Annotated in this window: 18 protein-coding genes; 17 read left to right on the top strand and 1 reads right to left on the bottom strand. The window is 45.2% G+C overall.

The features are described from left to right. The 17 genes from murE to OCU90_RS02405 all read left to right on the top strand — a co-directional run bounded on the left by murE (position 1) and on the right by OCU90_RS02405 (position 24257). Positions 1-1485: a UDP-N-acetylmuramoyl-L-alanyl-D-glutamate--2,6-diaminopimelate ligase gene (gene murE / locus OCU90_RS02325; protein ID WP_061024514.1), complete on the top strand. Its 1485-nt coding sequence runs from the start codon at positions 1-3 to the stop codon at positions 1483-1485. Beyond that, the gene (locus OCU90_RS02330) at positions 1485-2858 is read left to right on the top strand and encodes a UDP-N-acetylmuramoyl-tripeptide--D-alanyl-D-alanine ligase (RefSeq protein ID WP_061024516.1); all 1374 of its coding nucleotides are present in this window, start codon (positions 1485-1487) and stop codon (positions 2856-2858) included. The genes murE and OCU90_RS02330 overlap by 1 nt, the downstream gene beginning before the upstream one ends. After that, on the top strand, positions 2855-3937 hold the full coding sequence (mraY, locus tag OCU90_RS02335; RefSeq protein WP_004735991.1) for a phospho-N-acetylmuramoyl-pentapeptide-transferase: 1083 nt from the start codon (positions 2855-2857) through the stop codon (positions 3935-3937). The genes OCU90_RS02330 and mraY overlap by 4 nt, the downstream gene beginning before the upstream one ends. A gap of 57 nt (positions 3938-3994) precedes the next feature. Then, positions 3995-5311 (top strand): UDP-N-acetylmuramoyl-L-alanine--D-glutamate ligase, encoded by a 1317-nt coding sequence (gene murD, locus OCU90_RS02340; RefSeq protein WP_061024517.1) that lies wholly within the window; start codon positions 3995-3997, stop codon positions 5309-5311. Positions 5312-5333: 22 nt separating this feature from the next. After that, on the top strand, positions 5334-6530 hold the full coding sequence (gene ftsW, locus OCU90_RS02345; RefSeq protein WP_017087507.1) for a cell division protein FtsW: 1197 nt from the start codon (positions 5334-5336) through the stop codon (positions 6528-6530). A 12-nt stretch (positions 6531-6542) separates the two neighbouring features. Continuing rightward, positions 6543-7604: an undecaprenyldiphospho-muramoylpentapeptide beta-N-acetylglucosaminyltransferase gene (gene murG, locus OCU90_RS02350; RefSeq protein WP_061024519.1), complete on the top strand. Its 1062-nt coding sequence runs from the start codon at positions 6543-6545 to the stop codon at positions 7602-7604. 13 nt (positions 7605-7617) lie between these two features. Further along, entirely contained in the window at positions 7618-9078 is a 1461-nt protein-coding gene (gene murC, locus OCU90_RS02355) for a UDP-N-acetylmuramate--L-alanine ligase (protein WP_017084769.1), read from the top strand. 278 nt (positions 9079-9356) lie between these two features. Next, positions 9357-10049: a cell division protein FtsQ/DivIB gene (locus tag OCU90_RS02360; RefSeq protein WP_004729846.1), complete on the top strand. Its 693-nt coding sequence runs from the start codon at positions 9357-9359 to the stop codon at positions 10047-10049. Beyond that, positions 10042-11310, top strand: coding sequence for a cell division protein FtsA (gene ftsA / locus OCU90_RS02365; RefSeq protein WP_004729844.1), 1269 nt, complete (start codon positions 10042-10044; stop codon positions 11308-11310). Before OCU90_RS02360 ends, ftsA begins: the two co-directional genes overlap by 8 nt. A gap of 31 nt (positions 11311-11341) precedes the next feature. Further along, on the top strand, positions 11342-12571 hold the full coding sequence (gene ftsZ, locus OCU90_RS02370) for a cell division protein FtsZ (protein WP_061024523.1): 1230 nt from the start codon (positions 11342-11344) through the stop codon (positions 12569-12571). A 96-nt stretch (positions 12572-12667) separates the two neighbouring features. Continuing rightward, on the top strand, positions 12668-13585 hold the full coding sequence (gene lpxC / locus OCU90_RS02375) for a UDP-3-O-acyl-N-acetylglucosamine deacetylase (RefSeq protein WP_017080243.1): 918 nt from the start codon (positions 12668-12670) through the stop codon (positions 13583-13585). A gap of 388 nt (positions 13586-13973) precedes the next feature. Next, complete coding sequence (gene secA / locus OCU90_RS02380) at positions 13974-16700, top strand: preprotein translocase subunit SecA (RefSeq protein WP_017077687.1); 2727 nt, start codon at positions 13974-13976, stop codon at positions 16698-16700. A 358-nt stretch (positions 16701-17058) separates the two neighbouring features. Beyond that, positions 17059-17457 (top strand): 8-oxo-dGTP diphosphatase MutT, encoded by a 399-nt coding sequence (gene mutT, locus OCU90_RS02385; RefSeq protein ID WP_061024525.1) that lies wholly within the window; start codon positions 17059-17061, stop codon positions 17455-17457. Between the two features lie 92 nt (positions 17458-17549). Continuing rightward, entirely contained in the window at positions 17550-18374 is an 825-nt protein-coding gene (gene dapB, locus OCU90_RS02390) for a 4-hydroxy-tetrahydrodipicolinate reductase (protein ID WP_081090005.1), read from the top strand. Between the two features lie 503 nt (positions 18375-18877). Next, positions 18878-20035 carry a glutamine-hydrolyzing carbamoyl-phosphate synthase small subunit gene (gene carA / locus OCU90_RS02395; protein WP_017072829.1) on the top strand — a complete coding sequence of 386 codons (1158 nt, stop codon included), beginning with the start codon at positions 18878-18880 and terminating at the stop codon, positions 20033-20035. Positions 20036-20051: 16 nt separating this feature from the next. Beyond that, a complete protein-coding gene (carB, locus tag OCU90_RS02400) occupies positions 20052-23282 on the top strand; it encodes a carbamoyl-phosphate synthase large subunit (RefSeq protein ID WP_017077692.1) in 3231 nt (1076 codons plus the stop codon). Between the two features lie 195 nt (positions 23283-23477). Next, complete coding sequence (locus OCU90_RS02405; RefSeq protein WP_061024527.1) at positions 23478-24257, top strand: TSUP family transporter; 780 nt, start codon at positions 23478-23480, stop codon at positions 24255-24257. Here OCU90_RS02405 and OCU90_RS02410 read toward each other — a convergent pair. Further along, positions 24208-25053, bottom strand: coding sequence for a LysR family transcriptional regulator (locus OCU90_RS02410; RefSeq protein ID WP_017080246.1), 846 nt, complete (start codon positions 25051-25053; stop codon positions 24208-24210). The genes OCU90_RS02405 and OCU90_RS02410 overlap by 50 nt on opposite strands. Positions 25054-25065: the final 12 nt, after the last annotated feature.

Here is a 25065-nt window from a genome sequence, read left to right on the forward strand (position 1 = left end):
ATGAGCAATCGCCTTACGCTGTCATCTTTACTTTCTCCCTGGGGAGACTTTAGTTCACCTGAACTGGAGTCGATTGCTGTTGAGCAATTGGAGCTAGATAGCCGAGCCATCAAGGACGGTGATATTTTTGTTGCCGTAGTCGGACATGCTGTTGATGGCCGTCGTTTTATCGACAAAGCGGTCGCACTGGGAACTCATGCTGTTATTGCACAGGCCGATGCTGAAAAGCCTCATGGTCTGATTGAATGGTTGGATACTGTCCCTGTTATTTACATTAACAACCTTAACTTGGTGCTATCTGAGTTAGCTGGTCGTGTTTACTTGTCTCAAGCGACTAAGTTGATTGGTGTTACCGGCACCAATGGCAAAACCACCATCACCCAGCTGATTGCTCAATGGCTTGATCTCGTCGGCCAACGCTCAGCGGTTATGGGCACGACAGGTAATGGTTTCCTAGACAATCTAAAAACCGCAGCGAACACCACAGGCAGTGCCATCGAAATACAGCGCACGCTGAGTGAGTTAGCTGCAGAAAAAGCGGTTTATACCGCAATGGAAATATCTTCTCATGGTTTGGTGCAAGGTCGAGTAAAGGCTTTGGACTTTGAGGTAGGTGTATTTACTAACTTGAGTCGTGATCATCTTGATTACCACGGCACGATGGAAGAGTACGCATTGGCTAAGAAGAGCCTGTTTACTCAACACAAATGCAAGCACGCAGTGATCAATGTGGATGACGAAGTGGGTAAAGCTTGGATGCCGGACTTATCCAATGCCATTGCAGTCTCACTGTTACCGCTAACGGGCTATCAACAGTCGGTGTGGGCGTCTGATGTCGCTTATGCAGAAACTGGTATCAAGCTCTCTTTCGATGGTAGTTGGGGACAAGGGAAGCTTTCTGTTCCATTGATTGGTCAGTTCAACGCATCAAACGTACTGGTTGCTTTTGCTACTTTGCTTTCTTTGGGTATCGAAAAGCAAATCTTGGTCGACACTGCGCCTCAGCTTCAACCTGTGATTGGCCGAATGGAGCTTTTCCAAGTTCCCAACAAAGCAAAAGTAGTTGTCGATTATGCTCATACGCCCGATGCGCTAGAGAAAGCATTGGCAGCACTGCGCGTGCATTGCTCCGGTAAACTGTGGGCAATCTTTGGTTGTGGTGGAGATCGCGACACTGGTAAGCGCCCAATGATGTCTGCGACCGCAGAGCAGTTCGCCGATAAAATCATTATTTCAGATGATAACCCTCGTAGCGAAGAACCAGCACTGATAGTCAAAGACATGCTGGCTGGCTTAAGTAAACCTGAAGCTGCGTTTGTCGAACACGATCGCTATCAAGCCGTTAAGTTTGCGCTTGAGCAGGCAGGCAGCGATGACATTATTCTTCTGGCTGGTAAAGGCCATGAGGATTACCAAGTATTGAAAGATAAAACGGTACATTACTCAGACCGAGAGTCTGCGCTTCAACTTTTAGGTATTTCATAATGATTGATGTATCACTTGAGCAAATCTGCTCCGTGGTCAGTGGTGAGTTGATTGAAGCGGGCAACTCGAATAATAACGTAATCAATGCAGTTTCAACGGATACTCGTACCGTTGAAGAAGGCGCCTTGTTTGTCGCTATCGTTGGAGATCGTTTCGACGCGCATGACTTTTGCCATCAAGCCGTTGAAGCAAACGCGAGCGCGTTGTTAGTCGAACGAAAACTTGACTTAAATATTACTCAAGTTGTTGTCGAAGACACTAAACTTGCTTTAGGTGAACTAAGTGCTTGGATTCACAAACAATGTGACGTGCCAACGATGGCGATTACAGGCAGCTGTGGCAAAACGACCGTTAAAGAGATGGTGGCGAGCATTTTACAGCAGCGTGGCAAGGTGCTGTTTACGGCGGGTAACTTCAATAATGATATTGGTGTGCCTTTGACCTTGTTACGCAGTGAATCAAGTGATGACTATGCTGTGATCGAATTAGGCGCTAACCATATTGGTGAAATTGCCTACACCACTCAGCTAGTGAAGCCACAAGTTGCCTTAGTTAATAATGTAGCCGCGGCTCATTTAGAAGGCTTTGGTTCGATTGATGGTGTGAAACAAGCGAAAGGTGAAATTTTTCAGGGGCTTGCTGCTGGTGATACTGCTATTGTTAATTTAGAGAGCAACGGTGGTGACTTTTGGAATGAAGTACTTGCGGATAAAACGGTTCTGACATTTTCTGAAGGTAGTCGTGAAGCCGATTATTTTGCTGAAAATATCGAAATCAACGACCAAGGCGAAGCTTGCTTTGATATGCAAACACCACAAGGTGCTACGGCTGTTGAACTTGGTATTATTGGTCAGCATAACGTGGCGAACGCGTTGGCGGCTGCAGCGTTGAGCATTCAATTTGGCGCAACGCTTGAGGAAACAAAAAGTGGTTTAGCGAATCTTATCTCGGTTAAAGGACGAGTTGAGGTTCAACAATTAAGTCAGAATATCAAGCTGATAGATGACAGTTATAACGCCAGCGTACCCGCGATGAAGGCGGCAGCCAAACTGCTGTCGAGCTTCAAAGGTCAACGTTGGTTGATTTTAGGCAATATGGCTGAATTAGGCGACGAAAGTCTTGCACTTCACCGTCAAGTCGGTGAATATGCTGCCCCATTCGCTTTTGAGCATGTACTCACTTACGGTGATGATACCAAAGTGATTAGTGAGGTCTGTAACGGTACCCACTTTGCAACGCATCAAGCGATGATCGCGCACATAGAGCAGCACTTACGCTTGCCAGAAAACGCGTCACATACCTTGTTGGTAAAAGGCGCGAATAGTGCTGGAATGAGTAAAATAGCCGCTGCTTTAAAGGAGAACTTTTCATGATAATTTGGCTTGCAGAGCTACTACAGCCACACCTTTCTTTTTTCCGTTTGTTCGAATACCTATCGTTTCGTGCAATCGCGAGTATTTTGACGGCTTTATGTCTGTCGCTGTGGATGGGACCTCGTTTAATTGAGCGTCTGCAAATGCTACAAATTGGCCAAGTTGTTCGTAATGACGGCCCTGAATCTCACTTTAGCAAACGTGGTACACCAACCATGGGTGGCGTGATGATCCTAGCTGCGATCATTATTACGGTATTGATGTGGGCTGATCTTTCCAATCCTTATGTTTGGGCTGTATTAGTTGTACTTGCTGGTTATGGCGCGGTCGGTTTTGTTGATGACTACCGTAAAGTGGTTCGTAAGAACACCGATGGCTTGATTGCTCGCTGGAAGTACTTCTGGCAATCGGCTATTGCATTGGTTGTGGCATTTGCTCTGTATGCTCACGGGCACGATACTGCAGCAACTCAATTGGTGGTTCCTTTCTTTAAAGATGTGATGCCACAATTGGGTTTATTGTACATCGTACTGACTTATTTTGTTATTGTGGGTACCAGTAACGCGGTGAACCTAACAGACGGCCTAGATGGCTTGGCCATTATGCCAACGGTTATGGTTGCTGCTGGTTTTGCTGTGATTGCTTGGGCAACAGGTAACGTTAACTTTGCAGCATATCTACACATTCCATACATTCCATACACCTCTGAACTGGTTGTGGTATGTACTGCTATCGTCGGTGCCGGACTTGGCTTCCTATGGTTCAACACTTACCCAGCGCAAGTATTCATGGGCGATGTTGGCTCACTAGCGCTTGGTGGTGCACTGGGTGTGATCGCGGTGTTAGTTCGCCAAGAGTTGGTACTGGTTATCATGGGCGGTGTGTTTGTAATGGAGACCTTGTCAGTTATTCTGCAGGTGGGCTCTTACAAATTGCGTGGTCAGCGTATTTTCCGCATGGCTCCGATTCACCACCACTATGAACTGAAAGGTTGGCCAGAGCCGCGCGTAATCGTGCGCTTTTGGATCATCTCAATGGTATTAGTACTGGTTGGCCTAGCGACACTGAAAGTTCGTTAATCTTATGTGAGCCTCTGATTAGAGGCTCTTTAAAACTATTAAGAGCATCTTGTTTAAATGGAACGTTGGCAAAATATTCAAAATGTAGTGGTTGTGGGGCTCGGTATTACCGGGCTCTCTGTCGTTAAACATCTCGTAAAATATCAGCCTCATACTCATGTGAAGGTGATTGATACTCGAGAGCTACCACCAGGAAAGGAATCTTTACCTGAATCGGTAGAACTGCATTCTGGAAGTTGGAATAGCCAATGGTTAGCGGAAGCTGATTTGGTGATTGCTAACCCAGGTATCGCCTTAGCGACGCCTGAAATACAAGATGTTATTCAAGCGGGAACTCCGGTTGTTGGCGATATTGAACTGTTTGGCTGGGCGGTAGAGAAACCTGTTGTGGCTATCACGGGTTCCAATGGCAAGAGCACAGTGACAGATCTAACGGGTGTGCTTGCTAAAGCTGCCGGTCTTAACGTTGGCGTTGGTGGCAACATCGGTATTCCTGCCTTAGACCTGCTTGAGCTTGATGCCGACTTGTATGTGCTTGAGCTTTCAAGCTTTCAGCTAGAGACAACATCCAGTCTAAATCTTGCAGCAGCGGCCTTTTTGAACTTGTCAGAAGATCATATGGATCGCTATCAAGGCATGGCCGATTACCGTGACGCTAAATTAAGAATTTTTAACAATGCTCAGTACGCGATTGTAAACCGCGAAGACAAAGAGACTTATCCTGACCACAGTATGCCATTAGTGACATTCGGACTCGACGACCAAGAGTTTGGTGTGGCGACGATTGATGGTACTGAATGGCTGGTGGATAACAGCAAGCCAGTATTTCCTACTCAAGATTTAACATTGGTTGGACGTCACAATGTGGCAAATGCGCTAGTCTCGCTAGCACTGCTTAAACAAGTCGGTATTGATTACAGCAAAAGCCTTGAAGCTCTGAAGGCCTACAACGGTTTAACACATCGTTGCCAAGTGGTGGCTGATAAGCGTTCTATTAAGTGGGTTAACGACTCGAAAGCAACCAACGTAGCCAGTACATTAGCGGCTCTGTCGGGCTTAGAATATCAAGGCACCTTGTATCTTCTGGTTGGTGGTGTAGGTAAGGGCGCTGATTTTAGTGAGCTTGAACCTGTGTTGTCACAGCTAGAGCGTGTTCAACTGTGTTGCTTCGGTGAAGATGCCGCGCAATTTATGCCATTGCATCCATCGGCTAAGACGTTTGATACCATGCGTGACATTATCGAGAGTGTCTCGAAGCAGTTAGTTGCCGGTGATATGGTGATGTTGTCTCCAGCGTGTGCGAGCTTCGATCAATTTAATAACTTCATGGCGAGAGGTGATGCGTTCACTGATCTTGCCCATGAGTATGCCTAACGTGTAGAAGGACTAACATTCAGTGCAAAGAGTGAAAGAGATTAATCAATCCATTTGGCAATGGCTAAACCGTGCCACACCAGAGGCGCTCTACGATCGTCAGTTGGTATGGATTGCTCTTGGACTGATGCTGACGGGCTTGGTAATGGTAACGTCGGCTTCGTTCCCAATCAGTGCTCGTTTAACCGATCAGCCGTTTCACTTTATGTTCCGTCACGCCATTTTCCTTGTGTTGGCGTTAATCGTATCCAGCGTCATATTGCAAATTCCAATGAAACGTTGGTTTCAATACAGTATGTATTTATTGGGTTTATCCTTCTTTTTGCTGGTCGTGGTATTGGCTGTCGGTAAGTCGGTTAACGGTGCATCGCGCTGGATCCCTCTTGGATTATTTAACTTACAACCCGCTGAAGTCGCTAAGTTGTCGCTGTTTATCTTTATGGCGGGTTATTTAGTTCGTAAACAAGACGAAGTGAGAAAAACCTTCTTCGGTGGCTTTGGTAAACCGATCATGGTATTCGGTGCTTTTGCTGTGTTACTACTTGGCCAGCCCGATTTAGGTACAGTAGTTGTAATGCTGGTGACCTTGTTCGGAATGCTATTTATCGCAGGAGCCAAGCTTTCACAGTTTATTGCCTTGATGGTGGCGGGTATTGCTGCGGTCGTTGGCTTGATTGTTATAGAACCTTATCGTGTTCGACGTGTTACCTCATTTTGGGAACCGTGGAATGACCCGTTTGGCAGTGGCTACCAGTTAACTCAATCGCTAATGGCATTTGGTCGTGGTGATTGGATGGGGCAAGGCCTTGGAAACTCGGTTCAGAAGTTAGAATATTTACCAGAAGCACATACCGATTTTGTTTTTGCGGTATTGGCTGAAGAGTTGGGTTTTGTTGGCGTGACCTTAGTGCTGATCCTTATTTTTAGTTTGGTGCTTAAAGCCATTTTAATTGGCAAAAAAGCCTTCGAGAACGACCAGTTATTCAGTGGTTATCTTGCCTTTGGTATTGGTATTTGGTTTGCTTTTCAGACGCTTGTTAACGTAGGTGCTGCATCGGGTATTGTTCCGACCAAAGGTCTAACCCTGCCGCTTATCAGTTACGGTGGTTCAAGCCTTATCGTCATGTCAGTCGCGGTTTCTATGCTGCTGCGTATCGATCACGAATGCCGAATGCAACAAAAAGAACAAGCCGACAATCAAAACGAATTAGTAGAATAAGAATCTAACGTGATGAAACAAAACAAAAAACTTTTAGTGATGGCTGGTGGAACTGGCGGTCATGTTTTCCCAGGGTTAGCGGTGGCGAAAAAGCTTCAGCAACAAGGTTGGGAAATTCGCTGGTTAGGAACTGCGGACAGAATGGAGGCGGATCTGGTACCAAAGCATGGTATTGAGATCGACTTCATTAAGGTGAAAGGCCTGCGTGGTCAAGGCATTAGCAAGCTAATTAAAGCGCCATTCCAGATTATTAATGCCATACTTCAAGCAAGACAGCACATCAAAGCATGGCAACCAGATGTGGTGCTTGGAATGGGTGGTTACGTGAGTGGTCCCGGTGGCATCGCGGCATGGTTATCCGGTATTCCTGTAGTTTTGCATGAACAAAATGCAGTGGCAGGTTTAACCAACCAATGGCTATCTAAAATTGCTAAAAAAGTATTCCAAGCTTTCCCTGGTGCTTTTCCAACGGCTGACGTTGTTGGTAACCCTGTGCGTGAAGATGTTGTTGGCTTAGCTGAACCCGAGCAACGCATGGCAGAGCGTGACGGCGATATTCGTATCCTAGTTATGGGTGGCAGCCAAGGTGCTAAAATTCTTAACGATACTCTGCCTGTAACATTGGCTCAGCTAGGCGCTGGTTTTACTGTGATGCACCAAGCTGGTAAAAACAATCAACAGCAAGTGATTGAACAATACAAATCACATTCTGTAGATAATGTTCAAGTGACTGAATTTATTGATGATGTGGCGCAAGCTTATGAGTGGGCAGATCTATTAGTGTGTCGCTCAGGTGCATTAACCGTATCAGAAGTGTCTGCAGCCGGTGTGGGTTCTATCTTCGTTCCGTTTATGCATAAAGACAGACAGCAAGCGTTGAATGCCGATCACCTAGTTGAATGTGGCGCAGCGTTAATGATTGAACAGCCTCAATTGACGGCTGATAAGCTAGCGAACACGATTGCTCAGCTTGATAGAAATGAATTAAAAATGATGGCAACAAAAGCTCGTCAAGCAGCCAAGCTTGATGCTGATGTGACCGTCGCTGAAGCGATTAAAGCTTTAGCAAAATAATGAGATTGAATTGATGACGATTGAACATACCCAAGACTTAGCGCAAATCCGTGCAATGGTGCCAGAGATGCGCCGTGTTAAATCTATCCACTTCATCGGTATTGGTGGCGCAGGAATGAGCGGGATTGCTGAAGTCTTGCTTAATGAAGGCTACCAGATCACGGGTTCTGATATTGCTCAAAACCCAGTGACCGATCGTTTAGTTAGCAAGGGTGCTACCGTTTACATCGGCCACCAAGCAAGTAACGTTGCTGATGCAAGTGTGGTGGTGGTTTCAACCGCTATCAACGAAGAAAACCCAGAGATTATTGCTGCTCGTGAAGCGCGTACACCTATCGTTCGTCGTGCAGAAATGCTGGCTGAACTGATGCGTTTTCGTCATGGCATTGCTGTGGCAGGTACGCACGGTAAAACCACGACGACCGCGCTAGTGACACAAATATATTCGGAAGCGGGTTTAGATCCAACTTTCGTAAACGGTGGTTTGGTAAAAAGTGTTGGTACCAATGCTCGCTTAGGTTCGAGTCGTATTCTTATCGCTGAAGCCGATGAAAGTGACGCGTCATTCTTACACCTGCAACCAATGGTTAGTATTGTGACTAACATTGAAGCGGATCATATGGATACCTACGGCGGCGATTTTGAAACGCTAAAGCAGACGTTTATTGATTTCTTACACAATCTGCCATTCTACGGTCAGGCTGTGATGTGTGTGGATGATCCGGTAGTACGTGAGCTTATTCCTCAGGTGAGCCGCCAAGTGATTACCTACGGCTTCTCAGAAGACGCTGATATCCGCATTGAAAACTATGTACAACAAGGTCAGCAAGGCAAGTTTACGGTTGTTCGCAAAGGTAAAGCCAATCTCGATATTACGTTGAACATTCCCGGTCGCCATAACGCACTGAACGCATCAGCGGCGATTGCGGTTGCGACGGAAGATGACATCAGCGATGAAGCGATTCTAAAAGCGATGGCTGGAACGGAAGGCACTGGTCGTCGTTTCGATCACCTTGGTGAATATGAAACGGGTAAGGGTGTTGCAATGCTGGTCGATGATTACGGCCATCACCCAACCGAAGTTGATGTCACCATTCAAGCTGCGCGAAGTGGTTGGACTGATAAACGTCTTGTGATGATCTTCCAACCGCACCGTTATAGCCGCACTCGCGATCTGTATGATGACTTCGCGAACGTTCTTGAGCAGGTTGATGTGCTTATTCTGTTAGATGTTTATTCTGCAGGTGAGAAACCTATTGCAGGGGCTGACGGACGCTCGTTAAGTCGAACTATTCGTGGGCGTGGTAAGATTGATCCCATCTTTGTTGCTGATATCAACACGCTGCCGTCGGTTTTAGCCAACGTTATTCAAGGCGGAGACCTTGTTTTAACACAGGGTGCTGGTGATGTTGGTCGTGTAGCGAAGCAACTTGAATCGCTACAATTAGACATTAATAAGATGCAAAACGCGTAACAGAATACTGTATACAGACTGTGGTTGATCGCTCACTTCTTGCGATTGACCTAAAATTGACCAAAAATCTTATTATCAACGTTTGATAGTTTGATTTTGCTCAGTATAATTCATAGGTTAAAGTAAGTGCTTTTACCTCTATTACGAAGATAGGGAATAGAATTGCGAACCAACGACAGGGAATGCGGGCTTTGGTAGAAGGTACTTTTAGCGAAAACCGCCACCTATTCAGTTTACCATCGCTAAAGAAACACGCTGTAGGCGGGTCTTTTTTTGTCATGGTACTGCTATTCATTGGATTTCTTTTCTATACCACACTGACTTGGATGTGGGACGATCAGCGATTGCCTCTCTCCAAAATAGTACTTCAAGGCGACTTAACTTACGTAACTGCTGGTGATGTTCAACATGCCTTTGGCGAGCTAGAGCATATTGGAACGTTCATGTCGCAAGACATCGGTGTGTTGCAAGACAGTTTAGAAGCGTTACCTTGGGTTTCAGTGGTGTCCATTCGTAAGCAGTGGCCAGACACAATAAAAGTATTTTTGACTGAGTATCATGCAGCAGCAATCTGGAACGGTAACATGCTGTTGAATGATAATGGTCAGGTGTTTAATGGTGATATCGGTCTTTTGAAGGGCGATAGAGTCAAGCTTTACGGCCCAGACGGCACCAGCCAAAAAGTGATAGAAAAGTGGCGACAAATAACTCCTTTGATTAACAATCTAGGGTTAACCGTTACCTCGCTCGTTCTCAATGAGCGTCGCGCTTGGCAAATAATCCTAGATAACGGTATCCGTTTAGAACTAGGTAAAGATTCTTTAGATGAGCGTGTTGAACGCTTCATTTCGCTTTACAACGAACTTGGTAGTAAAGCGAATCAAGTGAGCTACATCGACCTCAGGTATGATACGGGAGCCGCTGTAGGCTGGTTTCCAGAGCAAGAGTTAGAAGAGAGCACAGATGACTAAGACCGCAGATGACAACATAATCGTTGGTCTTGATATAGGCACTGCGACCATATCAGCTCTAGTTGGTGAAATATTGCCTGATGGTCAAATCAATATCATTGGTTCAGGGCAAAGCCCATCCAGAGGTATGGATAAAGGTGGTGTAAACGACCTAGAGTCGGTAGTGAAGTCAGTTCAGCGAGCCATTGATCAAGCAGAGTTGATGGCGGAATGCCAAATCAGCAATGTGTTTATCTCGCTATCGGGCAAACATATCGCAAGCCGAATTGAAAAAGGCATGGGCACTATTTCTGATGAAGAGGTGTCTCAAGACGATATGGATCGAGCGATCCATACCGCGAAATCAATTAAAATAGGTGATGAGCAGAGAATTCTGCACGTGATTCCACAAGAATTTACCATCGATTATCAAGAGGGGATCAAGAATCCACTTGGTTTATCTGGTGTTCGAATGGAAGTCAGTGTTCATCTAATTTCTTGCCACAGCGACATGGCGAGAAACATTATTAAAGCTGTTGAACGATGTGGTCTCACTGTAGAACAAATCGTGTTTTCAGGACTTGCCTCAAGCAATGCGGTAATTACTGACGACGAGAGAGAGCTTGGAGTATGTGTTGTTGATATTGGTGCTGGTACGATGGATATTTCCATTTGGACTGGCGGCGCATTGCGACACACAGAAGTCTTTTCCTACGCAGGAAATGCAGTAACCAGTGATATTGCCTTCGCTTTCGGCACGCCAGTGAGCGATGCTGAAGAGATAAAAGTAAACCACGGTTGCGCTCTGAGTGAACTCGTAAGCAAGGATGATTCTGTTAACGTCCCTAGTGTAGGTGGCCGTCCATCGAGAAGTTTGCAAAGACAAACTTTGTCGGAAGTGATTGAACCACGTTACACTGAACTTATGGGTCTCGTTAACCAAACTATTGATACGGTTCAATTACAGCTACGAGATGAAGGTATTAAACACCACCTTGCAGCTGGCGTCGTTCTCACTGGTGGAGCGGCACAAATTGACGGATTGGTAGAGTGTGCGGAACGTGTTTTCCGCAATCAAGTTCGAGTTGGTAAGCCGTTAGAAGTTAGTGGCTTAACTGACTATGTTAAAGAGCCGTATCATTCTACGGCGGTTGGTTTACTTCATTACGCAAGAGATTGTCAGATAAGTGATGAGGGTGATTACAGCGAACCTAAGCGTTCAGCACCTTCTATGTCAGGCTTGTTTGGTAAATTGCGTAATTGGATACAAAAAGAGTTTTAACCTGAGTTGCAGGAAAAAACGGAGATAACACATGTTTGAACCGATGATGGAAATGTCTGACGATGCAGTAATTAAAGTCGTTGGAGTTGGTGGCGGTGGCGGTAATGCTGTTGAGCACATGGTACGTGAATCGATCGAAGGCGTAGAGTTCATCAGTGTTAATACTGATGCACAAGCCCTTCGTAAAACGAGCGTGAGCAGCGTGATCCAAATTGGTGGTGATATCACTAAAGGTTTGGGCGCTGGTGCAAATCCACAAGTAGGCCGTGATGCAGCTCTCGAAGATCGAGAAAGAATTAAAGAAGTTCTAACTGGCGCCGATATGGTATTTATCGCAGCTGGTATGGGCGGTGGTACAGGTACAGGTGCTGCTCCAGTTATTGCTGAAGTTGCGAAAGAGCTGGGTGTGCTAACGGTTGCTGTTGTAACTAAGCCATTTAGCTTTGAAGGCAAAAAGCGTTTAGCGTTTGCTGAGCAAGGTATCGAAGAGCTTTCTAAACATGTGGATTCTTTAATTACGATTCCAAATGAAAAGCTACTTAAAGTACTTGGCCGTGGCGTAACACTGCTAGAAGCTTTCGCAAGTGCAAATGATGTACTTAAAAACGCTGTACAAGGTATCGCTGAGCTAATTACTCGCCCTGGTATGATTAACGTCGATTTCGCGGATGTTCGCACTGTGATGTCGGAAATGGGTCATGCAATGATGGGTAGCGGTATCGCAAAAGGTGAAGACCGTGCTGAAGAAGCTGCTGAAACGGCAATTTCTAGCCCATTACTAGAAGACATCGACCTAGCTGGCGCGCGTGGCGTTCTTGTGAACATCACTGCAGGCCTAGATATGCGTTTAGATGAATTCGAAACTGTGGGTAATACAGTTAAGGCATTCGCTTCTGATAACGCAACGGTTGTTATTGGTACCTCTCTAGACCCTGATATGACGGATGAAATCCGTGTAACTGTTGTTGCAACAGGTATCGGCACAGAGAAAAAACCAGACATTACTCTAGTTGCTGGTGGTAAAGCAAAAGTAGCGTCAACGCCTCAACCTCAAGTTGCTGTTCAAACAGCAGCAAAAGTGGAAGAGAAAGTGGCACAACCATTGCAGGAAAAAACTGAGGTAAAACCTCAAGTTAAACCACAGCCAACAACGTCACCTGTTTCTTCGGGTACAGGCGCTAGCCAGAGTGCAGCACCTAAAGCTGAGAAAGAGAGCGGATATTTAGATATTCCAGCATTTTTACGACGTCAGGCTGATTAACAAATACCCAAAATTTGACTATCGTCGAATTAATGGTAAAATTCGCGGTTGGTAAATACTGACCGTGATTTGTAGCACTGATAACGAGGCAAGCAGATGATCAGACAACGTACTCTGAAAGAAATTGTGAAAACAACTGGTGTGGGTCTCCACTCTGGTCGTAAAGTCACACTTACTCTTCGCCCGGCAGCTGCAAATACAGGTATTGTTTATCGTCGTACAGATGTCAATCCACCTGTAGATTTCCCAGCTGATCCAGCATCAGTTCGTGACACTATGTTATGTACTGCTCTTGTTAATGACGAAGGCATACGTATCTCTACAGTGGAACACCTTAACGCAGCTCTAGCTGGAATGGGTATCGACAACATTATTGTTGAAGTCGATGCTCCAGAAATTCCAATTATGGATGGTAGCGCAAGCCCATTCGTATACTTGCTACAGCAAGCGGGTGTAGAAACACTGAATGCAGCGAAACGTTTTATTCGAATCAAAAAGCCTATCCGTTTTGAAGATGGCGATAAGTGGGCAGAGTTTGTTCCATTTAACGGCTTCCGTATGGACTTTGAGATCGACTTTAACCACCCTGCAATTGAATCCGATGAGCAACGTTTGTTGTTTGATTTCTCATCACAAGGTTTTGTGAAGCAGATTTCTCGCGCTCGTACTTTCGGTTTCATGCGCGATATTGAGTACCTTCAGTCTCAAAACCTAGTACTTGGCGGTAGCTTTGATAATGCTATCGTACTGGACGAATACCGAATTCTTAATGAAGAAGGCCTTCGTTTTGACAATGAGTTTGTAACTCATAAAGTATTGGATGCGATTGGTGACCTTTACATGTGTGGACACGCTATTATTGGTGAGTTCCGTGCATACAAATCAGGTCACGGCCTAAATAACCAACTTTTACGCGCAGTTCTTGCTGACGCCGAAGCTTGGGAATGGGCAACATTCGAAGAAGAAGCTGGCTCTCCAGTTGCTTTCGCAGAACCGGGTATGGTTCTAGCGTAATTGTTGTTTACAACAATATAAGATTTCAAAAACCAGGCCATCGGCCTGGTTTTTTTGTATCTATTTTCCAGATACAGTGTCGTTAACCTCCGGAAATTGCTGGCCAATGGGCTGCTGTCTGCTTAATCCATCAGCAATTAGAAAGAAAAGTTCCAAGCACATCAAACAAATGGTGTTCTAAATGGTCGTTAGTGTGAAAATTACTTACACTAAAGGGCATTAATTTTAACTCAAGCCTTGAAAACTCTACTCTCAAGTACAATATCAAAGATACTAGATTTATCTCAGTATCCTTGGTTAGTAACTGAAGACTAGTTCATAGCTAGTAGAGACTGACGGCATTTAAAATAGATCGCGGACGATCTGAGAACGAAGAGATTCCAAGCACATGATTACTAAGCTGCTGACAAAGGTAATTGGCAGTCGCAATGACAGAACACTGCGCCGCCTTAGAAAAATTGTAAAAGAAATTAATAACTACGAACCAACGTTTGAAGCACTTTCTGATGAAGAGCTAAAAGCAAAAACGGTTGAGTTTCGTGAGCGCTTAGATAAAGGTGAATCGTTAGATCAACTTCTACCTGAAGCTTTCGCTACGGTACGTGAAGCGTCTAAGCGTGTTTACGGCATGCGTCACTTTGACGTGCAAATGATTGGTGGCATGGTTCTAAATGCTGGCCAAATTGCAGAGATGCGTACTGGTGAAGGTAAGACACTTACCGCAACCCTACCAGCTTATCTAAACGCGCTACCAAGCAAAGGTGTTCACGTAATAACGGTGAACGATTACCTAGCGAAGCGTGATGCGGAAACAAACCGTCCATTATTTGAATTCCTTGGCATGACTGTTGGCGTGAATGTGGCAAACATGGCTCCGCCAGAGAAAAAAGAAGCGTACCAAGCTGACATCCTATACGGAACAAACAACGAGTTTGGTTTTGATTACCTTCGTGACAACATGGCTTTCCGTGCTGAAGACCGAGTTCAACGTGAGCGCTTCTTCGCTGTAGTCGATGAGGTTGACTCCATCTTAATTGATGAAGCTCGTACTCCGTTAATTATCTCTGGCCCAGCTGAAGATAGTTCTGACCTTTATACGCGCATTAACACTCTAATTCCTTCTCTAGAGCGTCAAGATAAAGAAGATTCAGAAGAGTACCGTGGTGAAGGTCACTACACCATGGACGAAAAATCAAAACAGGTTCACCTGACTGAAAACGGTCAAGAATTTGTAGAAGAACTAATGGTCAAAAACGGCTTGATGGAAGAGGGTGACACACTTTACTCTCCAACCAATATCAGCCTATTGCACCATGTGAATGCTGCGCTTCGTGCACACGTATTGTTTGAGAAAAACGTCGACTACATCGTTACTGAAGAAGGCGAAGTGGTTATCGTTGATGAACATACTGGTCGTACTATGCCAGGTCGTCGTTGGTCTGAAGGTTTACACCAAGCTGTTGAAGCTAAAGAAGGTGTGAAGATTCAGAATGAAAACCAAACTCTAGCATCGATTACATTCCAGAACTTCTTCCGACTGTACGAAAAACTGTCAGGCATGACAGGTACTGCTGATACTGAAGCTTTCGAGTTCCAGTCTATCTACGGCCTAGAAACGGTGGTTATCCCAACCAACAAGCCTATGGTTCGTAACGATATGCCAGATGTGGTTTATCGTACTGAAGAAGACAAGTTCAATGCGATCATTGAAGACATCAAAGACCGTGTTGCGGCTGGTCAGCCATCACTGGTTGGTACGGTTTCTATCGAGAAATCTGAACTGCTGTCTAACGCACTGAAAAAAGCAAAAATTAAGCACAACGTACTAAATGCTAAGTTCCACGAGATGGAAGCTGAGATCGTTGCGCAAGCCGGTATGCCGAGTGCGGTAACTATCGCAACTAACATGGCAGGTCGTGGTACCGATATCGTGTTAGGTGGTAGCTGGCAGGCACAAATTGAGAAGCTAGATAATCCAACGAAAGAGCAGATCGACAAGATCAAAGCTGACTGGAGAGTTGTCCACGATACAGTTCTTGAGTCAGGTGGTCTGCACATCATTGGTACTGAGCGTCATGAATCTCGCCGTATCGATAACCAGCTACGTGGTCGTTCTGGTCGTCAAGGTGATGCAGGTTCTTCTCGTTTCTACCTATCAATGGAAGATTCTCTGCTACGTATCTTTACGTCTGATCGTATGGCTGGTCTTATCCAAAGTGGTATGGACGAAGGCGAAGCGATTGAATCTAAGATGCTGTCTCGCTCAATTGAAAAAGCTCAACGTAAAGTGGAAGGTCGTAACTTCGACATCCGTAAGCAGCTTCTTGAGTACGATGATGTAGCCAATGACCAACGTAAGGTTGTTTATGAGCTACGTGATGAACTGATGAGTTCTGATGACATCAGCGAGATGATCGAACACAACCGTGAAGATGTACTGGCGTCAGTCATTGATGAATACATCGCTCCTCAATCTCTTGAAGACATGTGGGATATCGCGGGTCTGCAAGATCGTCTGAAGAATGACTTCGACCTAGACTTTGATATTCAAGGTTGGTTAGACGAAGACGACAAGCTTTATGAAGAAGCATTGCGTGAGCGTATTCTTGGTATGGCGGTAGATTCGTACAAACAGAAAGAAGAAGTGGTTGGTGCTCAAGTACTGCGTAACTTCGAGAAGTCTGTGATGCTACAAACGCTAGACGGTCTTTGGAAAGAGCACTTGGCTGCGATGGATCACCTTCGTCAAGGTATCCACTTACGTGGTTATGCTCAGAAGAACCCGAAACAAGAGTACAAGCGTGAGTCGTTTGAACTGTTTGAAGGCCTACTCGATGTGCTGAAAACAGATGTTGTTACCATCCTTTCTAAAGTTCGCGTTCAGCAACAAGAAGAAGTTGAAAAGATGGAAGCTCAACGTCAAGCTCAAGCTGAACAAGCGGCGCGTCGTGCACAAGCACAACACGCAACGGCTGAAAACCAGCTAGCTGACGATGAAGCGGATGCGGCATCTCCACAAACGGTAGTACGTGATGAGCGTAAAGTGGGTCGTAACGAACCATGCCCATGTGGAAGTGGTAAGAAGTACAAACAGTGTCACGGTAAAATTGACTAAGTCTGGTGAATCTTCGCTGTAACGGATAATTGCAGTGTCGGAGGTACTCACTTACTAACGTAAGCTCCGTGCCTCCTCCTTGCACTTAACGCGTTACAACTTAGCTTCATAAAAACTTACTGCTATTAAAAAGAGTCGCTTAGGCGGCTCTTTTTGTATGTAAATTTCATGACTTATCTTTTTGTCGAAAGGAAAGTCGTCATTCCCTATAGCGAGGAACGAGCGCAGTAGGGAATCTTGTTTGATAGTTTGGCTTAAGGTTGTTGTATTTTCTCCCCAACTCAGTCGTTGCTCCTTCTTGAGGATGACGTATTCAGGGGCTGCTTGAGCGAAGCGTTTTATTAAGGAACATCATCATATGAAAAGAATCCATATTGTCGCGGGTATTATCTTCAACCAAGATAAATCACAGGTCTTTATCACTAAACGCCCAGACGACAAGCACAAAGGCGGTTTCTGGGAATTCCCAGGTGGTAAAGTAGAAGCGGGCGAAACCATTGAGCAGGCGATGGCTCGTGAACTTGATGAAGAGATTGGCATCAAGGTGACAGAGCAGTCTCTGTTTGAGCACCTTGAATTTGATTACAGTGACAAGTCGCTTAAGTTTGATTTCATTCTTGTGACTGATTTCGAGCAACAGCCTTATGGTAAAGAAGGGCAACAAGGTGAATGGGTCGATCTTGAATCATTGAGCCAATACGCATTCCCTGAAGCGAATTTGCCCATTTTAGAGCGAGTAATAAAAGAGTTTTCGTAATTGCTAGCCTGAGTTTGAGATTGTTGTTAGTTTAAAGAGATTAATCGAATGAACGTTGCTGCGACAGATGAGCAGTGACGGTAACCAAAACAATGGAGATATTCGCAGTGGTAAGAATTGCAATTGCAGGAGCAGCTGGCCGTATGGGTCGTAACTTGGTGAAAGCCGCTCACCAAAATTCAGAAGCAAGCGTTGGCGCTGGTTCAGAGCGCCCAGAGTCATCTTTGGTCGGTGTTGATGTTGGCGAGTTATGCGGTGAAGGCCGTTTTGATGTAGCTCTAGTCGATGACCTTTCGAAAGCGATTGAAGAGTTTGACGTGATCGTCGACTTTACCGCGCCTGTGAGCACATTAGCGAATATTGAACTTTGTAAACGTCACGGAAAGAAGCTAATTATCGGTACGACAGGTTTCTCTGAAGAAGAGAAACAGGTGATTGATGAGGCGTCAAAAGAGATGCCTATCGTAATGGCTCCTAACTACAGTGTTGGTGTAAACCTAGTATTTAAGCTGCTAGAAAAGGCCGCTAAAGTGATGGGCGATTATTGTGATGTTGAGATCGTTGAGGCTCACCATCGCCATAAAGTCGATGCGCCGTCAGGCACTGCGATTGGTATGGGCGAAGCGATTGCTGGTGCGATGGGCAATGATCTAAACGATGTCGCTGTATGGTCACGTGAAGGTATTACTGGCGAGCGTACCAAAGATGAGATCGGCTTTGCGACGATTCGTGCCGGTGACATCATTGGCGAGCATACCGCAATGTTTGCTGATATTGGTGAGCGCGTTGAAATTACCCATAAAGCAACGGATAGAATGACCTTTGCTAATGGTGCGATAAAGGCAGCTGTTTGGCTAAATGACAAGCCAGCAGGCTTTTATACCATGACGGATGTCCTTGGTTTGAATGACCTGTAAATAGATATTTATGCGCTGGCAATTGCCGGCGCTTTCTTTATTTGGTGGCTTTTCCTTAATAATCTCTCTTCTACGAGCTTCCTTCTACTTTCTTCTTATCGCCATTTTCCCTCTGTTTTTATGCTATTTATGCAGGCTCTAGTGTGTTTTTTGTTTTAGATCTTTAAATAATCATGTTTTCTCTTGGTATTTATCGATTGCGTTTTGTCGCTGATATTTTTGGCACTCTATGGTTAGCTAAAACGACGGGTGAAAATTAGAAAATCGTAATATTCCTATTAATTGAGTATGAAAGTTGAACTTTTGAAGCTTTGGTAAAGGAAATTGAATTAGTTCTTACAAATGTTTAATTTCTTTTGCGTTAAATGTTGACACGTATCACGCAGATCACTAAAATACCGCCAATTTGTCTAATTTCCATAAACACGCAGTTTTTGGTGTTGCAGGAAGGTAGATTTGCAAATTAAATCAATTTTAATGCATTTTTATTTCTGGAGGTTGTCTTGAAGAAGTCAGCACTACTCGTCCTAGAAGATGGGACAGTATTTCACGGTGAAGCCATTGGCGCTGTAGGTTCTGCAGTTGGTGAAGTCGTTTTTAATACCTCGATGACGGGGTACCAAGAAATCCTCACTGATCCTTCCTATTCTCAGCAAATCGTTACCCTTACTTACCCTCACATTGGCAATACCGGAACCAATTCCGAAGATGAAGAATCTTCTTCAATCCATGCTCAAGGCCTTGTGATTCGCGATCTCCCTCTAATCGCTTCTAATTTCCGTAATGAACAATCCCTTTCTGATTACCTTAAGTCGCAAAACGTTGTTGGTATCGCTGATATCGATACTCGTAAGCTGACGCGTATTCTTCGTGAAAAAGGTGCTCAAAACGGTTGTATCGTAGCGGGTAACAATTTAGACGAAGCTTTGGCTCTAGCTAAAGCAAAAGAATTCCCTGGCCTGAAAGGTATGGACCTTGCGAAAGAAGTTACAACAAAAGAAGCGTATCAATGGAAACAAGGTTCGTGGACGCTTACGGGTGGACTTCCTGAAGCGAAAGCAGACTCTGAATTGCCATACCACGTTGTTGCTTATGACTTCGGCGCAAAACGAAACATCTTACGAATGCTTGTTGACCGCGGCTGCCGCCTAACGGTTGTTCCTGCTGAAACTTCAGCAGAAGAAGTACTCGCTCTGAACCCTGATGGTGTTTTCCTTTCAAATGGCCCTGGTGACCCAGAACCATGTACTTACGCAATTGAAGCAACAAAAGTGTTCCTAGAAAAAGGTTTACCAATCTTTGGTATCTGTCTAGGTCACCAGATTCTTGCTCTTGCGTCAGGCGCTAAGACAGTGAAGATGAAGTTTGGTCACCACGGTGCAAACCACCCGGTTAAAGATTTAGATCGTGATGTTGTGATGATTACTTCACAAAACCACGGCTTTGCTGCTGACGAAGATACGCTTCCAGAGACATTACGAGCGACTCATAAGTCTCTATTTGATGGTTCTCTACAAGGTATCCATCGTACAGATAAGCCAGCATTTAGCTTCCAAGGTCACCCAGAAGCAAGCCCAGGTCCAGAAGATGCGGCACCGCTATTCGACCACTTCATTGAATTAATTAACCAGTCTGTTGCAAACAAACAAGACAAAGCGTAATCCGGAGTAGTAGATAATGCCAAAACGTACTGACATTAAAAGTGTTCTAATTCTAGGTGCTGGTCCGATTGTTATCGGTCAAGCATGTGAGTTTGATTACTCTGGTGCTCAAGCTTGTAAAGCACTTCGCGAAGAAGGTTACCGAGTTATTCTTGTAAACTCGAACCCAGCGACAATCATGACTGACCCAGACATGGCTGATGCGACTTACATCGAACCTATCCAATGGGAAGTGGTTCGTAACATCATCGCTAAAGAGAAGCCAGATGCAGTTCTACCGACAATGGGCGGCCAAACTGCACTTAACTGTGCGTTAGATTTAGAAAAATACGGCGTACTTGAAGAGTTCGGCGTAGAGATGATTGGCGCAACGGCTGACGCTATCGATAAAGCTGAAGACCGCTCTCGTTTTGATAAAGCAATGAAATCGATTGGTCTTGAGTGTCCAACGGCTGATACAGCGAAAACGATGGAAGAAGCTTACAAAGTTCAAGAAATGGTTGGTTTCCCTTGTATCATTCGTCCATCGTTTACGATGGGTGGTACAGGCGGTGGTATCGCTTATAACAAAGAAGAATTTGAAGAAATCTGTCGTCGTGGTTTGGACCTATCTCCAACCAACGAACTTCTTATCGATGAATCACTTATCGGTTGGAAAGAGTACGAGATGGAAGTGGTTCGCGACAAGAACGACAACTGCATCATCGTATGTGCGATTGAAAACTTTGACCCAATGGGTATTCACACTGGTGACTCGATCACAGTGGCTCCTGCACAAACGCTGACAGACAAAGAATACCAACTAATGCGTAATGCATCTCTAGCAGTACTGCGTGAGATTGGTGTTGAAACAGGTGGTTCAAACGTACAGTTTGGTATCAACCCGAAAGATGGCCGTATGGTTATCATCGAGATGAACCCACGTGTATCTCGCTCTTCGGCACTAGCATCTAAAGCAACAGGTTTCCCAATCGCTAAGATTGCAGCGAAACTGGCTGTTGGCTTTACGCTAGACGAGCTAATGAATGACATCACTGGCGGCGCAACGCCAGCATCATTCGAACCAACAATCGATTACGTAGTAACTAAGATTCCTCGTTTTAACTTCGAGAAGTTTGCAGGTGCTAACGACCGTCTAACGACGCAAATGAAGTCGGTTGGTGAAGTTATGGCTATCGGCCGTAACCAACAAGAATCTCTACAGAAAGCACTTCGCGGTCTAGAAGTAGGCGCAACTGGTTTTGACGAAATGGTTGACCTAGATGCACCTGACGCTCTAACGACGATTCGCCATGAGCTTAAAGAAGCTGGTTCTGACCGTATTTGGTACATCGCAGACGCTTTCCGTGCTGGTATGTCAGTTGATGGTGTATTCAACCTAACGCAAATTGACCGCTGGTTCCTAGTTCAAATCGAAGACATCGTAAAACTAGAGCAAGAACTTAAAGCGAAAGGCTTTGCTGGTCTGAATAAAGACGAGCTAATGAAGCTTAAGCGTAAAGGTTTTGCTGATGCTCGCCTGTCTAAGATTCTAGGTGTGGCTGAAAGTGAAATTCGTCGTCTACGTGACCAATATGATATTCACCCAGTCTACAAGCGCGTAGATACGTGTGCGGCTGAGTTCTCTTCTGATACGGCTTACATGTACTCATCTTACGATGACGAATGTGAATCGAACCCAACAGACAAAGAGAAAATCATGATCTTAGGCGGCGGTCCAAACCGTATCGGCCAAGGTATTGAATTCGATTACTGTTGTGTACACGCATCTTTAGCACTACGTGAAGATGGCTACGAAACAATCATGGTTAACTGTAACCCTGAGACAGTTTCGACAGACTACGATACGTCTGACCGTCTGTACTTTGAACCAGTAACTCTGGAAGACGTACTCGCAATCGTTCGTGTTGAGAAGCCAAAAGGCGTTATCGTTCAGTACGGTGGTCAAACACCACTGAAACTGGCTCGTGAGCTTGAGGCTGCTGGCGTACCAATCATTGGTACTAGCCCAGACGCAATCGACCGTGCAGAAGACCGTGAGCGTTTCCAAGTTGCTGTTGACCGTCTTGGTCTTCTACAACCAGAAAACGCGACAGTTACAACAATGGAGCAAGCGGTAGAGAAATCTCGCGAAATCGGCTTCCCATTGGTTGTTCGTCCTTCTTATGTTCTTGGTGGTCGTGCGATGGAAATCGTATACGACGAGCAAGACTTACGTCGCTACTTCAACGAAGCAGTCAGTGTTTCAAACGAATCTCCAGTACTACTTGATAGCTTCCTAGATGATGCAATTGAAGTAGACGTTGATGCGATTTGTGACGGTGAGCGCGTTGTTATTGCGGGTATCATGGAGCACATCGAGCAAGCAGGTGTTCACTCAGGTGACTCAGCATGTTCTCTTCCTGCTTACACGCTAAGCCAAGAAATCCAAGACGTAATGCGTGAGCAAGTTGAAAAGCTAGCGTTCGAGTTGGGTGTTCGTGGTCTAATGAATACGCAGTTTGCTGTTAAGAACAACGAAGTGTACCTAATCGAAGTTAACCCTCGTGCAGCACGTACAGTACCGTTCGTATCGAAAGCAACAGGCGCAGCAGTCGCTAAGATTGCAGCTCGTGTTATGGCGGGTCAATCGCTAGAGTCTCAAGGCTTTACGAAAGAAATCATTCCACCATACTACTCAGTGAAAGAAGTTGTTCTTCCGTTCAACAAATTCCCTGGTGTTGACCCACTATTAGGCCCAGAAATGCGCTCTACTGGTGAGGTTATGGGTGTTGGTGCAACGTTTGCTGAAGCATACTCTAAAGCTGAATTGGGTTGTGGCAACATCTACCCAGAAGGCGGCCGTGCACTTCTTTCTGTTCGCGAAGGCGACAAAGAGCGCGTTGTTGACCTAGCATCTAAGCTATCTAAGCTTGGCTACCAACTAGACGCAACACACGGTACTGCGGTTATCCTTGGTGAAGCGGGTATCAACCCACGTCTAGTAAACAAGGTACACGAAGGTCGTCCTCACATTCTTGACCGTATCAAGAACAACGAGTACACGTACATCGTGAACACTGCTGCTGGCCGTCAAGCGATTGAAGATTCGAAAGTTCTTCGTCGTGGCGCATTGGCTGAGAAAGTGAACTACACGACTACGCTAAATGCTGCATTTGCGACTTGTATGGCGCACACTGCAGACGCGAAAACGTCAGTAACTTCAGTTCAAGAACTGCACGCACAGGTTAAAGCTTCTCTAGCTTAATTGACTAACGTGTATCGCTGCTAAGCGGATATAAATGCTCAAAGCCCACTCTTCGGAGTGGGCTTTTTTATGTCTGTTATCTGGTGTCGGTTAAATGATGAAAATTTGGAATAGGTTACAATCTTGTGTTTCGTTGTTGATTGTTTGCTCACGGTGGTAAGTTGTCGCTACACGAGAATTTAAGGCGTTGGGTATATGGAAATCACTCTAGAAATATTGGCTATCTTGTTTGTAGTTGCAACGGCGGCAGGCTTTATTGATGCAATGGCTGGCGGCGGTGGATTATTGACTCTACCAGCATTGCTAGCGGCTGGAGTACCACCAACGCAGGCACTGGCAACCAACAAACTTCAAAGTTCTTTTGGCAGCTTCTCCGCTAGTTGGTATTTCGTACGCAATGGTATCGTGAACATAAAAGAAATGCGTCTTGCCATTCTCTGTACCTTTATCGGTTCTGCGATTGGTGCTGAGTTAGTGCAGCATATTGATGCGAGCTTATTGACGAGCATGATCCCCTTACTGCTTATCGCCATCTCTCTCTATTTCCTATTAGCACCCCAAACTAGAGCGTCTGAAGGTAAGCAAAAGATGTCTGAAGCCGTGTTTGCTTTGTGCATTGGTGGCGGTGTTGGTTTTTACGATGGCTTCTTTGGCCCAGGAACGGGTTCTATTTTCACCGTCTGTTTTGTCGCTATCGGCCATTTCTCTTTAGTGGATGCAACGGCACGTACTAAGGTTCTTAATTTCACTTCGAATATCGCAGCTTTAATCTTCTTTATTTTGGCTGGTTTGCCAATTTGGGAATTAGGGTTAGTGATGGCTGTTGGTGGCTTTATGGGCGCACAGCTTGGCGCTAAGGTCCTGGTGACAAAAGGGCAGAAATGGATTCGCCCCCTTGTGATCGTGATGTCGATGTTAATGGCGTCTAAACTGCTTTGGGAACAGCATCAACAATGGATTCTATCAGTATTTTAACTCGTGGAGATTGATAGCTGTTCGGCCTTACACAGATATGAATCGGTCGAATCAATCCCTTCAATTCGGCAAAACTAAACAGGTATTGAGGTTCAATATTGAGTGTTTTTACGATAGATAGCGGGATCAACGCTGGCCCTGTCCCACCCAACGCTAACTGGGCTGCTGCGGTGTAGGCATCCATCTCCATCAAGGGTTTGATGCCGAACTTTTCAAGCACAGATAACTGATACGAGTTTGCCGGATTGGTCATGTCGTTAGTGATAACCATTGGAGGAAGCTCCGTTAATGGTGACTTACTCACTATGTAAAACGGCTCATCAAACAGGTGGAATGTCATTAACCCATGATGCGGTGGCAGTAAACCAGCACACAACCCTAAGGTCGCCTTGCCAGATTGCACTCGCTCTATGATTCTTGGGGTATGGTTGGTGGTAATGGTGATGTATTTATCTTGCTGGATAAATTGGCCCATCATCTCACCTAGATAACCCGCGATCAGCGACTTAGAGCTATCTAAGGTGATGAGAGTGGTATCTTCCAACTCTTGCTGCTCATAAATAAGACCGCGAAGCTCATTGAATGCAGGGCCGATACTCTCGATTAATGCAATCGCATCTGGCGTCAGTTTGATCTGTCGACCACTCGGTTCTATGAGTTTTTTGCCTAACTTCTTCTCTAAATTAGCAATCCGTTTGCTGACCGCTGATTGGCTGATATAAAGCAAACTGCCGGTGCGGCTCATGGTTTTTGCTTTACTTAAAACCAATAGAGTTTCGATTCCTTCGAGTAGCATTGGGTTATATTC

The sequence above is a fragment of the Vibrio splendidus genome, from assembly GCF_024347615.1.
Classification (GTDB): Bacteria; Pseudomonadota; Gammaproteobacteria; order Enterobacterales; family Vibrionaceae; genus Vibrio; species Vibrio splendidus.